Source organism: Longimycelium tulufanense (genome assembly GCF_014645795.1).
Classification (GTDB): Bacteria; Actinomycetota; Actinomycetes; order Mycobacteriales; family Pseudonocardiaceae; genus Longimycelium; species Longimycelium tulufanense.
Window position 1 is genome coordinate 66133 of the sequence record NZ_BMMK01000016.1, and the last position, 14192, is coordinate 80324.

The 14192-nt window shown below is 73.1% G+C and carries 12 protein-coding genes; 8 read left to right on the forward strand and 4 right to left on the reverse strand.

All coding sequences use genetic code 11. The features are described from left to right. The first annotated feature begins 69 nt into the window (after nucleotides 1-69). Genes IEY55_RS17250 through IEY55_RS17260 form a run of 3 tightly spaced genes read left to right on the forward strand, consistent with a single transcriptional unit; the run spans nucleotide 70 to nucleotide 2701 of the window. Entirely contained in the window at nucleotides 70-1293 is a 1224-nt protein-coding gene (locus IEY55_RS17250; RefSeq protein ID WP_189059208.1) for an ArsA family ATPase, read from the forward strand. Continuing rightward, a complete protein-coding gene (locus IEY55_RS17255; RefSeq protein ID WP_189059071.1) occupies nucleotides 1290-1736 on the forward strand; it encodes a hypothetical protein in 447 nt (148 codons plus the stop codon). Before IEY55_RS17250 ends, IEY55_RS17255 begins: the two co-directional genes overlap by 4 nt. 8 nt (nucleotides 1737-1744) lie before the next feature. Beyond that, a complete protein-coding gene (locus IEY55_RS17260) occupies nucleotides 1745-2701 on the forward strand; it encodes an ROK family glucokinase (protein ID WP_189059210.1) in 957 nt (318 codons plus the stop codon). Nucleotides 2702-2891: 190 nt separating this feature from the next. On the opposite strand, the gene IEY55_RS17265 is transcribed toward IEY55_RS17260, so the two are convergent. Continuing rightward, the gene (locus IEY55_RS17265; protein ID WP_189059073.1) at nucleotides 2892-3347 is read right to left on the reverse strand and encodes a hypothetical protein; all 456 of its coding nucleotides are present in this window, start codon (nucleotides 3345-3347) and stop codon (nucleotides 2892-2894) included. A gap of 325 nt (nucleotides 3348-3672) precedes the next feature. Between IEY55_RS17265 and IEY55_RS17270 the strand changes: the two genes are divergently transcribed. From IEY55_RS17270 to IEY55_RS17280, 3 genes are all read left to right on the forward strand, one after another. Then, nucleotides 3673-4437 (forward strand): lysophospholipid acyltransferase family protein, encoded by a 765-nt coding sequence (locus tag IEY55_RS17270; protein ID WP_189059075.1) that lies wholly within the window; start codon nucleotides 3673-3675, stop codon nucleotides 4435-4437. 128 nt (nucleotides 4438-4565) lie between these two features. Beyond that, nucleotides 4566-5072: a polyadenylate-specific 3'-exoribonuclease AS gene (locus IEY55_RS17275; protein WP_189059077.1), complete on the forward strand. Its 507-nt coding sequence runs from the start codon at nucleotides 4566-4568 to the stop codon at nucleotides 5070-5072. 341 nt (nucleotides 5073-5413) lie between these two features. Further along, nucleotides 5414-6439 (forward strand): 6-phosphofructokinase, encoded by a 1026-nt coding sequence (locus IEY55_RS17280; RefSeq protein ID WP_189059212.1) that lies wholly within the window; start codon nucleotides 5414-5416, stop codon nucleotides 6437-6439. A gap of 201 nt (nucleotides 6440-6640) precedes the next feature. Here the strand turns inward: IEY55_RS17280 and IEY55_RS17285 are convergent, their stop codons facing one another. Both IEY55_RS17285 and IEY55_RS17290 read right to left on the reverse strand, forming a co-directional pair. Beyond that, nucleotides 6641-8008 carry an FAD-dependent oxidoreductase gene (locus IEY55_RS17285; protein ID WP_189059079.1) on the reverse strand — a complete coding sequence of 456 codons (1368 nt, stop codon included), beginning with the start codon at nucleotides 8006-8008 and terminating at the stop codon, nucleotides 6641-6643. A 796-nt stretch (nucleotides 8009-8804) separates the two neighbouring features. After that, on the reverse strand, nucleotides 8805-9845 hold the full coding sequence (locus IEY55_RS17290; protein WP_189059081.1) for a DUF2891 domain-containing protein: 1041 nt from the start codon (nucleotides 9843-9845) through the stop codon (nucleotides 8805-8807). 137 nt (nucleotides 9846-9982) lie between these two features. Between IEY55_RS17290 and IEY55_RS17295 the strand changes: the two genes are divergently transcribed. Further along, nucleotides 9983-11359: a class II 3-deoxy-7-phosphoheptulonate synthase gene (locus IEY55_RS17295; protein WP_189059083.1), complete on the forward strand. Its 1377-nt coding sequence runs from the start codon at nucleotides 9983-9985 to the stop codon at nucleotides 11357-11359. A gap of 203 nt (nucleotides 11360-11562) precedes the next feature. Here the strand turns inward: IEY55_RS17295 and IEY55_RS17300 are convergent, their stop codons facing one another. Continuing rightward, complete coding sequence (locus tag IEY55_RS17300; RefSeq protein WP_268239327.1) at nucleotides 11563-13728, reverse strand: Stk1 family PASTA domain-containing Ser/Thr kinase; 2166 nt, start codon at nucleotides 13726-13728, stop codon at nucleotides 11563-11565. 76 nt (nucleotides 13729-13804) lie between these two features. On the opposite strand from IEY55_RS17300, the gene IEY55_RS17305 reads away from it, so the two are divergent. Further along, nucleotides 13805-14170: an Rv2175c family DNA-binding protein gene (locus IEY55_RS17305; RefSeq protein ID WP_189059087.1), complete on the forward strand. Its 366-nt coding sequence runs from the start codon at nucleotides 13805-13807 to the stop codon at nucleotides 14168-14170. The last annotated feature ends 22 nt before the right edge of the window (nucleotides 14171-14192 follow it).

Sequence of the window (14192 nt, forward strand, 5' to 3'; positions counted from 1 at the left end):
GGCCCGGCGCGGGACCCGGACGACCACCCGGATGGCAGCGCCACCCGGACGTGGCGGAAGATGCGGGGCGTGCGCGTCCTGCTGTTCACCGGAAAGGGCGGCGTGGGCAAGACGACCCTCGCCGCCGCCACCGCCGCGCGGCTGGCCGCCTCCGGCCGCAAGACGTTGGTGGTCTCCACCGACCCCGCGCACTCGCTCGCGGACGCGCTGGCCATACCCGCCACCGCCGAACCGTCCGAAGTGGACACCGGGCTGTGGGTGTCCCAGGTGGACACCCGCGCGCTGGTCGACTCCTCGTGGTTCGAGCTGCGCACGCACCTGCACGTCCTGCTCGGCGGCGCGGGCGTGGACGGGCTGGCCGTCGAGGAACTGACCGTCCTGCCCGGCGCGGAGGAACTGCTGGCCCTCATCGAGGTGCACCGGCTGGTACGGAACGGCCCGTGGGACACGGTGGTCGTGGACTGCGCGCCGACCGCCGACACGTTACGGCTGCTCGCCGTGCCCGAGGCGTTCGCCGGTTACCTGGAGAAGCTGTTCCCGACCCACCGCCGCGTCGTCCGCGGCGTGCTTGCCGGGCTGGCCGGCGGCGACGTGGCGCGCTGGGACGCCGTGGTCGATGCGCTGGGCGAACTGGCCGGGCAGCTCACCGCGGTGCGGGCGTTGCTCGCCGACCAGGAGCGCACCAGCGTGCGGCTGGTGCTCAACCCGGAACGCGTGGTCGCCGCGGAGACCCGCCGCACGCTGACCGCGTTGGCGTTGCACGGGATTCGCGTCGACGGCATGGCGGTGAACCGGCTGGTGCCCGACCCGGGCGACGACGACACGACCGCCGGTAACTGGCTGCGGGCCCGCCGCGGGGAGCAGGACGCGGTCCTGGGTGAGCTGCGGGACGCCCTGGAGGTCATGGGGGTGCCCGGCCTACCCGTGCGCACCGTGTCCTACCGTGCCGAGGAGCCCGTCGGTCTGGGCGCGCTGGCCGCGCTCGCCCACGAGCTGTACGGCGACGACGACCCGCTGGCCGGGGCCGCACTCGCCCCGCTGGTCTCGGTCGAGGGAGCCGGTCGGAGCCTGGACGCGGAGTACCGGCTGCGGCTGGCGCTGCCGCTGGGCCCCGAGACCGACATCGATTTGGCCCGGGTGGGCGACGAGCTGGCGGTGACCGTGGCGGGCCGCCGGCGCCTGGTGGCCCTGCCGCCGGTCCTGCGGCGCTGCGAGGTCACCGACGCCTCCGCCGAGGCCGACGGCCTGGTGGTGTGCTTCCGCCCCGACCCCCGTCTGTGGATGCGCTCATGAGCACGAACACACCCCCCGGCGATGCTGGGGCGCAGGACCCGCGGGCCCGGCTCGCCGAGGAGCTGCGCCTGCTCAGCGAGGCGCTCGCCCAGCGGGCCGAGCCCTATCTGGAGCGGTTGCGCGGCACCGAGCACGACCGGGGCGACTGCGGCTGGTGCCCGCTGTGCACCGGCCTCGGGCTGCTGCGCGGGGAGCGTCCCGAACTGGCCGACCGGCTCGCCGAGTACGCCACCGGTTTGGTGCTCACGCTGCGCGCCGTGGTGGAGAACGGGCTGCCGGACACCGCGGCCGGGCCCGCGCGGCCGGCCCAGCCCCGGCCCGACGGGGCCGGCCCCGCCGAACCCCGGTCCGATGAGCCCGCGGCGGACGCCGCACGGCCGCGGGTGCAGCGCATCCGGGTGCGGCGCACGGACGACCCGGCCGACGGGGGTGACGCGTGCTGACCGTCGGCATCGACGTCGGCGGCACCAGCGTCCGGGCCGGGGTGGTCGACGCGCGTGGCGCCGTCCTGGACACCACCCGGGCCCCGACGCCCACCGGTGGGCAGGCCCTGGAGGACGCCATCGCCGGGGCGGTCGCCGAGCTGACCGGCCGGCACGACGTAGCCGCCGTCGGGCTCGCCGTGGCCGGGTTCGTCACCGCCGACCGCCGCGGCGTGCGGTTCGCCCCGCACCTGGCCTGGCGCGGGGCGCCGGTCGCCGACCGGATGTCTCGCCGGCTCGGGCTGCCGGTGGTGCTGGAACACGACGCCAACGCCGCCGTCCTCGCCGAGTACCGGTTCGGTGCCGCCCGCGGCGCGCACGTGGCGGTGTTGGTGGCACTGGGCACCGGGATCGGTGGCGCCCTGCTGGTCGACGGTCGGGTGTTCCGCGGCGCGCACGGGGTCGCCCCCGAGCTGGGGCACCTGCGACTGGTACCGGACGGCCGGCCCTGCGCCTGCGGCAAGCGGGGGTGTTGGGAGCGGTACTGCAGCGGTACGGCGTTGGCCGCGACCGCGGTCGAACTGCTGGCCGAGTACCCGTCGGCTTCGACGGTGCTGGCCCGGGAGGCCGCGGGCGACCCGCGGGCGGTGACCGGCCGCCGGGTGGCCGGCGCCGCGCGCGACGGGGACCTGTTGGCCCAGCGCGCCATGGCCGACCTGGCCCGCTGGCTGGGCGAGGGGCTGGCGCTGGTCGCCGACGTCTACGACCCCGAGGTGATCGTGATCGGCGGCGGGGTGTCGGAGTCCGCGCCGCTGTTCCTCGACGACGCGCGGGAGCACTACGCGTCGGCGATCACCGGCGCGGGCCATCGGCCGCTCGCGCGGATCCGCACCGCGCAGCTGGGCGACGACGCCGGGATCGTGGGGGCGGCCGCCCTCGCCCGGGATGTCGCCGTGGACATTGTCCGCAACGGCTACCTGCACTGATCGCGTCGAAGCCAGCTCGAGTCGGAACCCGACACGGGAGGGGAACCGGTAGCCCCCGGCCTCTTCTTCCTTGTGCTCACGGTGCTCACGCGGACGGCAACTCACGTGGCCACGTCACAGTCGGCCGCGCCCACCTACGGCCGCGGCGGTTCCACCGCGGTGGCGGGATGTCCTTGCCAGCACGCGGAACTCAGACCTGCGCGCCGTCGTCCCAGCCGGAGTCCGCGGGCGGGTCCTGCCGCATCCGCAGCACCAGCCAACCGATGCCGCAGGTCAATGCGATGAGCGCCAGCGGCGTGGCCACCCGGTGCGCCAACCCGATGAGGCTCGGCGCCACCAACAACACCACCCCGGCCGTGAGCAGCAGCAACGCCCCGATCGTGGGGGCGCGCAGCGGCGGGAAGGGCGGTGGCTCGGGCGGCACGTAGTGGTCGTCGGGGTCGTCCTCGAGCGCCTCCGGGTCCTGTTCCCCGCGGTCCGGTGCGGCCCGCGCCAGTTCCACGGCGGTGTCGGCCGTGGTCGCGGTGCCGTCGGCGGCCTCCTCCGGCCACCGTAGGCCGCCCTCCCGCTCCAGGTCGGCGACGATTTCGGCGAACGCCGCGTCGACGTCCTCGGGACCGTCGTGGCCCGGGATCCGCCCGCTCATGACCGCACCCCGGTCCGGCGCGGCCCGCGGCCCGGCACCCGGGCCGTGCCGGCCTCCGGCACGAGGGGAAGGCCACACCCCGCCCGGGCCGGCGGCCGGGACCCCGCCACGCCGTACCCGTGCTGCGAGAACGTGCCCGCTCCCGCCGGCAGCGGCATCGCGTCCTCCCCTCGCCTCGGGCGACACCTGTTCCCGTCATGGTCGCACGGACCCGCCCCGCAGGGCAGTGACGCGCCACCACCCGGGAGGCTGCGTTGTCGCCGCCGTTCCGGGCTCCGTACGCTGGATTTCACACCAGTGTTGTGTGAGGGAGGCGCTCGGCCCGGTGCTGTATTACTTGATGAAGCATGTTCTGCTCGGCCCGCTGCTGCGGCTGGCCTGCCGGCCACGGATCGAGGGGCTGGAGCACATCCCGCGCACCGGCGGAGCCATCCTGGCCAGCAACCACGTGGCCGTGGCCGACTCCTTCTTCCTGCCGCTCATGGTGTCCCGCCGCGTCACCTTCCTGGCCAAGCGCGAGTACTTCACCGGGCGCGGCCTGAAGGGCCGGCTCTCCCGGTTCTTCTTCGCCGGCGTCGGCCAGGTGCCCATCGACCGCACCAGCGGGGCGGCGGCGCAGGCCGCCCTGGACACCGGGATCCGCCTGCTGCGGGAGGGCAGGCTGCTGGGCATCTACCCGGAGGGCACCCGCTCGCCCGACGGCCGGCTCTACAAGGGCAAGACCGGGGTGGCCCGGATGGCCCTGGAAGCCGGGGTGCCGGTGATCCCGGTCGCCATGTTCGGCACCGACGAGGTCAACCCGATCGGGTCGAAGATGTGGCGCCCGCGGCCGGTGCGGGTCGTGGTCGGCGAGCCGCTGGACTTCTCCCGCTACGAGGGCCTGGCCGGTGACCGCTTCGTCGAGCGGTCGATCACCGACGAGATCATGTACACCCTGATGGAGCTGACCGGCCGGGAGTACGTGGACGTCTACGCCGCCAAGGTCAAGGACGACCTGGCCGCGCAGGGCCGGGTGCCGCCCGGCTGGCGGCGCTCGGCCGCCACCCCGGCGACGGAGCACGATCGGGTACCGCGCGCCAAGGCGGGCTGAGGCGAGGTGTTCCCCCGGACGCCGTTTCCGGTGCGCACACCGAGGTGAACCTGCTGCTGCTCCGTGATGACGAGAGGTCCCGGGTGGGTGTTGGCAAGCCGCCGATCGGGGGCTTCTAGGCTTGGTCGGTGCGGTTCTTCTACGACTGCGAGTTCATCGAGGACGGTAGGACGATCGACCTGGTGTCGATCGGGGTCGTGGATGAGGAGGGCCGCGAGTTCTACGCCGTCTCCACCGAGTTCGACCCGGAGCGGGCCGGCCCCTGGGTGCGACAGCACGTGTTGCCCAAGCTCCCGCCGCCGTCGGACCCGATGTGGCGGAGCCGGGCACGGATCCGGGACGAGCTGCTGGAGTTCCTCACCCCCGCCGGCGAGGACGTCGAGCTGTGGGCGTGGTTCGCCGCCTACGACCACGTGGCGCTGGCGCAGCTGTGGGGACCGATGCCGATGCTGCCCAAGGCGATCCCACGGTTCACCAGGGACCTGCGGCAGCGTTGGGAGGACGCGGGCCGGCCCCGGCTGCCTCCGGCACCGCCGGCCGCGCACGATGCACTGGCGGACGCCCGGCACAACCTCGCCCGGTGGAAGGTGATCGACGAGCACTGGCGTCGCCTGATCGGTCGGGGCGGCCGCTGATACCACCCCGCGGTAGCGCGAGACCGTTGCCACGGTGCGGCCCGTTGGTCGCGAACGGGTACGTCCCGACCGTCACCGGGTCGAACGAGCGACCGTTCCACCTACCGGGTCAGGGGGCATCCATTCTGCGCGACTCGACTTCCCCGTGGTTCGGTTCCGGAATTCTGTTCTTGCCCCTGTCAGGTACCGCCCGGTGCGTCGGTGTCGCCGCCTGCCGAGCCGGGTAACCGGCGATCGAGATCCGACCCCCCGTTGCTGCACCGATCCAGAGCGTGGCAGGCTCGGGCCGGCGGTATGCGACGCCGGTCACAGACCGGCTCGGCGAGGAGGCGATCGAGCAGATGCGCATTGGCGTGCTCACCGGTGGCGGTGACTGCCCCGGTCTGAACGCGGTCATCCGGGCCGTGGTCCGCAAGGGGATCGAGGTCTACGGGCACGAGGTGCTCGGCTTCCGAAACGGGTGGCTCGGTGCGGTGGAGGACCAGGTCCGGCCACTGGGGATCAACGACGTCGAGGACATCCTGACCCGGGGCGGCACCATCCTCCGCTCCTCTCGCACCAACCCCTACAAGATCGAGGGCGGGGTGCCGCGGATCAAGGAGAACCTGGCCAGGCACCGGGTCGACGCCCTGGTGGCGATCGGCGGCGAGGACACCCTGGGCGTGGCCAAGCGGCTGACCGACGAGGGGCTCGGCGTTGTCGGGGTGCCCAAGACCATCGACAACGACCTGGCCGCCACCGACTACACCTTCGGGTTCGACACCGCGGTGCACATCGCGACGGAAGCGATCGATCGGCTGCGTACCACGGCCGAGTCGCACCACCGGGCGCTCGTCGTGGAGGTGATGGGTCGGCACGCGGGCTGGATCGCGCTGCACTCCGGGCTGGCCGGTGGGGCCAACGTGATCCTGGTGCCGGAAAAGCCGTTCTCCGTGGAGAAGGTCTGCGAGCTGGTGCAGCGCCGGTTCGAGCGCGAGTACGCGCCGATCATCGTGGTGGCCGAGGGGGCCGTGCCCGAGGGCGGCGCCGAGGTGCTGCAGACGGGGGAGCGGGACGCCTTCGGGCACGTCCGGCTCGGCGGTGTCGGCACCTGGCTGGCCGAGGAGATCGCGCAACGTACCGGCAAGGAGTCGCGCGCGGTGGTGCTCGGCCACACCCAGCGCGGCGGCACGCCCACCGCCTACGACCGGGTGCTCGCGACCCGGTTCGGCCTGCACGCGGTGGACGCGGTGCACGAGGGCGACTTCGGCACGATGGTTGCCCTGCGCGGCACGGACATCGTCCGCGTCAAGCTCGCCGAGGCCACGGCGGAGCTGAAGACCGTGCCGCTGAAGCGGTACGCGGAGGCCGAGGTCTTCTTCGGCTGATCCACCCCGGACGTGGCACGTTTTCCGTTGCCACGCCGGGGCTTGCGGCCCGCAAGTGTCGGGTTCGGCCGGCGGTGTTGTCGACGCCGCCCGCCGGCCGAACCCAACCCGTGCCCCGCACACCCCGAGAACGGGACCCGGCATCTCCGGCGGCGGTGCCGTGCGAACCCGCCGCCGAAAACCCTGTTGTCCTGCCTGCTGTCAGGATTCCGCCGTGCCGCGGGAGACGGCCAGCATCTCCTCGCGGGGGACGACCTTGATCCGCTCCCTCCCGCGCTGCTGGCCGAGCGTGATCTCGTGCTGGTTCAGTCGGTTCCAGCCCTCGAGGGTGGTGAACTCGACGCCGCGGCGGGCGAGCAGCTCGCGGATCGCGGCCGGATCGGGTTCCGGCGCCGGCCGCAGTGCCGGGATATCCGCCAGCAGGCTCCCGATCGTCTCGAGAGCGTCACCCTTGGTATGGCCGATCAGTCCGACAGGCCCTCGCTTGATCCATCCGGTGGCGTAGACGCCCGGAACCTGCTGGCCGTCGAGACCCAACACCCGTCCCGCATCGTGCGGCACGGTCCCGCTGTCGTGGTCGAACGGGAGATCCGCCAGGTGCGAGCTGAGGTAGCCGACGGCCCGGTACACCGCCTGCACGGGCCAGTCGTGGAACCGTCCGGTTCCTCGGACACCCCCGCTGCCATCCAGCTCCATGCGCTCGGTGCGCAGCCCGGTGACGCACTCCGCACCGAGGATTCCCGCCGGCCCGTGCAGGAAATGGAGGTGCAGCCGGCGCGGCCGGGTCCCGGGGTCCCGGATTGCCCAGTCCTGCAAGGTTTTCACGACGGTACGCACCTGGTTGCTGCCGTTGATCGCGTCCAGGCTGGCCTGGTCGAACTCGATGTCGGCGGGGTCGACCAACACCTCGACGTTCGGCGAGTGGTCCAGCTCTCGCAGCTCCAGCGGGGTGAACTTGGCCTGGGCCGGCCCGCGGCGGCCGAACACGTGCACGTCGGTGACCTGGCTCGCGGCCAGGCCGCGATAGACGTTGTCCGGGATCTCGGTGGTCAGCAGCTCGTCCGCCGTCCTGGCCAGCACGCGGGCGACGTCCAGGGCGACGTTGCCGGCACCGATCACCGCGACGCTGCGCGCGGTCAGCGGCCACTCCCGCGGCGCCTCGGGATGGCCGTCGTACCAGGAGACGAACTCCGCGGCGCCGAAGCTGCCCGGCAGGTCAACCCCGGGCACGGACAGCGACCGGTCCTTGTCCGCGCCGGTGGCGAAGATCGCGGCGTCGTAGTGCTGTCGCAGGTCGTCGAGCTTGAGGTCGGTGCCGTAGTCGACGTTGCCGAGCAGCCGGATTGCCGGACGCTCCAGAACCCGTTGCAGGGCTTGGACAATCTGTTTGATCCGCGGGTGGTCCGGGGCGACGCCGTACCGGATCAGGCCGTAGGGAGCGGGAAGGCGTTCGAGGATGTCGACGCTGACCGGGGTGTCGGACCTGGCCAGGATGTCGGCGGCATAGATACCCGCCGGGCCCGCTCCGACGACCGCGACGCGCAGCGGGCGATCCAGGGTGGCTTGCATCAGGGTGTCGATCCTTTTCGTTCGGCGCTCGGTGCGGTGCGCGAGCCGGCAGCACACCCCAATCCCCGCGAAGGTCGACCGCACCCGCCGGGCGGCATCGGCCGCGAGTGCCTGGTCGGGCCCTCCTGGCCGCGTGCTGCCCAAGGTCGCCCATCCATGACTGAGGTAAGGCTTACCTAAAAGGGTGCGCGGTGGCGAGGGTGATGTGCCACTGCTCACGCCGGACCCACCGGATCCGCCCGACCCGGCACGCAGCGAGAGCCCTCGCCGGATCGCCCACACCCCGTTGTGGTTCCCCGCGCTCAGCGTGCTGTGGCCGGGCCGCGAAAAACCGTTGGCGCGCAAGGAAGCGCGGATGCGAGGCTGATCGTATGGACGACATGGCGATCGGACGCGGACTCCGACGGTCCCCTGTGATCGCATGACCAACCCCGACCGGCCGCGCCGGCCGCGTAGACCCGGCGGTCCGCGGCCGCTGATAGGTGCGGCGGCCGGGGACGGCCGGGCCGGTGAGGCCGGCGAGCGCACGGGGCACTCTCGGAGCGGACCATCGGGCGACTGGGGCGTGGGCACGGCCGGTTGGCGGTGACAACGCCGGACCCACGACGCCCAGGCGCGGCCCGCTGCCCTTGCGCGCCCCTCCCCGGAACCCGGCCGTCATGCCGGTCAGCCCCTGGTTGCGGTACACCGGGGGCTGACCGGTCCACCGTGCGGGAGCGTCGCGTTCAGACCCTGCCGGGCGGTCGAATGCCCGGCACGGCCGGTGCCGCCGCGCCGTGGCCCGGGTCGGGCGAAGTCACCGCGTCAAAGCACCGAGGTCGAGGTAGGCGGCGAAGGTTCCCAGCCAGTGTTCGGCCGCATACCCGTGGCCGAACACGAACTCCCGCCCGAAAACCGCGTGTCGCCGCGCCGCCTCCTTGGCCGGTCCGCGAAACCGGTGCCCCTCCGGCAACGCCGCCGCGACACCACGCCAGCACCACGCCCGCGACAACGCCAGACCCGCGAGGTGGGAGCCGTAGGGGTCGCCTGCGTTGTCCACGGGCACCGGCTCCCGCAGCGTCGCCCACCGCGGGCCGTCCAGGTCCGGCAGGAACGCCTCCAGCCAGGCAGCGAAGGCCACCGGATCCAGCAACCGGCGCATGAGGTCGGCCTCGACGAGCGCTGGCGAGAGGAACTCGGCGGCATCGGGCTCGTAGCCGCCGTAGGCCACGTCCCCGCGATACCAGCGCAGTGCCGTTGCCGCACAGCAGTCCGCCATTTCGGCGTCCTCCGTCGCCCGCGCCGCATCGAGCACCAGGCCGAGCGAGAACGCCGTGTTGATGTGTATCCCGGTCCGCGTCGGGAAGCGCTCGGTCGGCAGCCAGTCGAGCAGTCGTCCGCGCAGGACCTCGGCCACCGGCCGCAACGCCGTCGACCAGCGCCGCGCCGGTGCGGCCCCGCCCTCGTCCCGCCACGACCGCAGCTCGGCGTCCAGCAACAGCAGCCATGCCCAGCCGTAGGGCCGCTCCCAGTGCGCTCCCTGCGTCCCGTGGAAGAACTCGGCCTCCACGGCACACCCCTCCGGGGTGATCAGCTCGTCCAGCGTGCCGACCGCGCGATCCGCCCCGGCCACGTCGGGCCGTACCCGCAGCAGGCGCACGATCAGCCACGTCTGGTGCACGCAGGAATGCCAGTCGAAGGATCCCGCGAACACCGGGTGCAGCACCCGTTGCGGCACCAGGTCCGCGGCGGAGGCGACGAGGTGCGTCCAGTGCACCGGGTAGTCGCGGCGCACGTTGGTGGTGGCCAGGGCGAGCAGCCGCGGCGCCGCCGCGAGGGTCTGGTCCGAACGAGACATGACAACATCATTTCGTCCCGCGGCCGGCCCGGCACCGGCCGCCCGGACCGTTGTCCCTGGACGACCGTCCGCTTCCCTCGGGGCGGGTGAGGCCGCCTGGCGAAACGGCTCGGCCCGGCACGCCCTACTCTTATGTCGTGAACTGGACCGTGGACGTGCCCGTGGACACGCTCCCGGCACTACCCCCGCTGCCCCCCGAGCTGCGCGCCCGCCTCGACGACGCACTGGCCCGCCCGGCCGCGCAGCAGCCGGACTGGCCGGACCGCGAGCAGGTCCGCAAGGTGCGGACGGTGCTGGAGAGCGTGCCGCCCATCACCATGCCGGCCGAGGTGGACCGGCTCCGTGCCCGGCTGGCCGCGGTGGCCCGCGGCGAGGCGTTCCTGCTGCAGGGCGGCGACTGCGCCGAGACCTTCGCCGACAACACCGAGCCGCACATCCGGGCCAGCATCCGGACGCTGCTGCAGATGGCGGTCGTGCTCACCTACGGCGCCAGCACCCCGGTGGTGAAGGTGGGCCGGATCGCCGGCCAGTACGCCAAGCCCCGCTCCTCGCCCACCGACGCGCTCGGCCTGCCCTCCTACCGCGGTGACATGGTGAACTCGCTGGTCGCCACGCCGGAGGCGCGGGTACCCGACCCGTCGCGGATGATCCGCGCCTACGCCAACGCGGGCGCGGCGATGAACCTGGTGCGGGCCATGACCAACGCCGGCATGGCCGACCTGCACCGGGTGCACGACTGGAACAAGGACTTCGTGCTCACCTCGCCGGCCGGGGAGCGGTACGAGGCGCTGGCCAGCGAGATCGACCGCGGCCTGCGGTTCATGGACGCCTGCGGGGTGCAGGACCACAACCTGACCACCACCGAGTTCTACGCCAGCCACGAGGCGCTGGTGCTCGACTACGAGCGCGCGATGTTGCGGCTGGAGGACGGCAAGCTCTACGACCTGTCCGCGCACTTCGTGTGGATCGGGGAGCGCACCCGCCGGCTGGACGGGGCGCACATCGCCTTCGCCGAGCTGCTGGCCAACCCGATCGGCGTCAAGATCGGCCCCACCACCACGCCGGAGATGGCCGTGGAGTACGTCGAGCGGCTGGACCCCCACGGCGTGCCCGGCCGGCTCACCCTGATCAGCCGGATGGGCAACCAGAAGGTGCGCGACGTGCTGCCGCCCATCATCGAGAAGGTGCGGGCCACCGGGCACCACGTCATCTGGCAGTGCGACCCGATGCACGGCAACACCCACGAGTCCTCCACCGGCTACAAGACCCGGCACTTCGACCGGGTCGTGGACGAGGTGCAGGGCTTCTTCGAGGTGCACCGCGCGCTGGGCAGCCACCCGGGCGGCATCCACATCGAGCTGACCGGCGAGGACGTCACCGAGTGCCTGGGTGGCGCGCAGGAGATCTCCGACAGCGACCTGTCCGGCCGCTACGAGACCGCGTGCGACCCGCGGCTGAACACCCAGCAGTCGCTGGAGCTGGCCTTCCTGGTCGCCGAGATGCTGCGCGGCTGAACGGGAACGAGCCACCACGGGGCTGGCGAACACCGGTTCGCCAGCCCCGTCGTCGTTGACGTTCGTGGCGTCGTGGCGTCGCGGTGGGGGCCTCCCAAGTCGGATTCGGCCAACCGCGCGGCACGGCCATCCCGGCGTCCGAAGCAGAACGCCGGTGGCCGGACCTCACCAGCCCGGTGCCGGTGACACGTGCTGGGCGCGCATCAGGGGAACACGTCCAGCTCGATCTCGGTACCCGGCTTGACCTTGCTGCCCGGTCGCTCCGACTGGTTGATGACCACGCTGTTCCTGCCCGGCCGGAAGCCCTTGGCATCGACCTTCAAACCGAGGTCCTCGAGCGCCTTCTGGGCGTCCTTGAGCTGGGAGCCGGTCACGTTGGGCACGGTCACCGCGTTGGAGACCACGACCCCGACCCGCTTGTTCTGGTCACCCTCCACGAGCTCGCCCGGTCCCGGCTTGGTGGTGACCACCTTGCCGGCCTCGACGTCCTCGGAGAAGTCGGTGCCGGCGTCGAACGGCTCGAAGCCGGCCCGCCGCAGGACCTGGAACGCCTGGTCGCGGTCCTGACCGCGCACGTCCGGCACCGGCTTGGGCTTCGCTCCCTTGCTCAGCACCACGGTCACCGCGGTCCCCGCCGGCAGCGGGGTGCCCGGCCGCGGATCCAGCCGCACCACCCGGCCGGTCGGCACGGTGTCGCTGAACTCGTTGGCGTTCTGGTCGATCCGCGGCTGCAGCAGGGCCTCCCGGATGGCCTGCTCGGCGTCGCTCTGCGCGGTGCCGCTGGCCACCTCCGGCACCCGGGGCCGCCCCTTGGACACCACGAGCGTGACCTCACTGCCGCGCAGCGTCTCCGCACCGATGGCCGGGTCGGTGCGGATCACCCGCCCCTGGTCGATCTGGTCGTGGTTCTCCTGGCGGATCTGGGGCACCAGGTCGGCCTCGCGCAGCGCCCGCTCCGCGGAGGCCTGCTCCAGGCCGGTCACCTTCGGCACCGAGGTCCAGCGGCCGCTGCCGGTCCACCACGCCACCGCGCCGACGACCGCGGCGAGTACCAGCACCGCGATGATCGCGAGGGTGAAGCCGCGTCGGCTGGGCTTGGGCGCCGGCTTGCGTGGCGGCCGGCGCTGCCCAGTGGGTCGCCGCGTCGCGGCCGCCGGCGTCCGGGCCAGCGCCCGGGTGCCCTGCGGGCCGACCGGCGCCGCCCGCGGCGCGGGCGGCATCGGTTGGACCGCGGTCGGGTCACCGGCCCCCGCGATCGGGCTGAGCCGTACGGTGCGGTCCTCGTCGACCACCGGGTCGACCACGGGCGGGATTCGCTCGGTCGGCGGGTCGTCCGCGGCCGGGATACCGGTGGAAGACGACGACGTGAACTCCGCGGCCCCACCTGCCGACCCCGTGTCCTCCGGCGCCCCGGGGGACAGCGCGGAGGCACCCGGCCCGGACCCGTTCGGGGGGATCGAGAACGCGTTCGGCTCGTGGGTGGGCGTCGGAGTCGGTACGGAAACGCGCTGGATCCCCAGCACGGTCCGGACCCGTTGCAGCTCGAGCAGGAACGCCGCGGCGTCGGGCGGCCGGACCGTCGCGTCCCGGCGGGTCGCCCGCACGACCAGGTCGTCCAGCTCGGCCGGGATCCCGGCCACCGTCGTGCCGGGGGCCGGGACGTCGTCGTTCACGTGCCGGTAGGCCACCGACAGTGCGTGGTCGCCGGTGTAGGGCGGCGAGCCGACGAGCATCTCGTAGAGCACGACGCCCGCGGTGTAGACGTCGCTGCGCGCGTCGGCCGCGCCGGTCGTCACCTGCTCGGGTGCCAGGTAGGCGACAGTGCCCAAAATCACACTGGCGCTGGTGGTGCCGGCCTCGGCCACCGCTCGGACCAGGCCGAAGTCAGCCACCTTCAGCACGCCGCCCGGCCCGATCAACACGTTCTCCGGTTTGATGTCCCGGTGCACCAGCCCGGCGTTGTGCGCGGCGGCCAGCGCGGACAGCACCGGCTCCAGCACGCTCAGCGCCACCGGCACGGGCAGCGCGCCCTGCTCGCGCAGCAGGTCCCGCAGGGTCCCGCCCTCGACCAGCTCCATCACGATGAACACGTGGTCGCCGTCCGGGCGGCGGTCCACGCCCTGGTCGTGCACGGCCACGATGCCCGGGTGGTGCAGTCCCGCCGCCGCCCTGGCCTCCCGCTCGAACCGGTCGGTGAAGTTCCGGTCGCCGGAGAAGCGCGGGTCCATCACCTTGATCGCGACCGCCCGGTCCAGCCGGGTGTCGACCCCGCGGTACACGGCGGACATCCCACCCCGGGCGAGCAGCGCCTCGACCCGGTACCGATGCTCCAGCACGGTACCGATCAGCTCTACACCCCGGCGGTCCACAACCCTGGATCGTACGGAGGTGCATGACCCGGTCGGTGCACGGCGTCCCGCTCTGCGTTGTGGCATCGTGACGCCCGTGAGTGCAATCCCTGTCGCCCCGGACGTGCTCGACCCCGAGGTGGCCGTGCTCCCGTTGCCGGATGTGGCCGAACTCCTCGGCCTACCCGTCACCCGGGTGCACCAGTTGATCCGCGACGGCCAGCTGCTGGCCTTCCGCCGCGACAACGTGCTCGTCGTGCCCGCCGACTTCCTCACCGAGGACGGCGTGGTCAAGGGGCTGCCCGGCACGATCACGTTGCTGCGGGACGCCGGCTACCACCCGGACGAGATCCTGCGCTGGCTGTTCACCGAGGACGACACCCTCCCGGGGACACCGATCCAGGCGCTGCGGTCCAACCGGGGCCGCGAGGTCAAGCGCCGCGCCCAGGCCATGGGCTTCTGACACCCGTTTCCCCGCCCGCGTG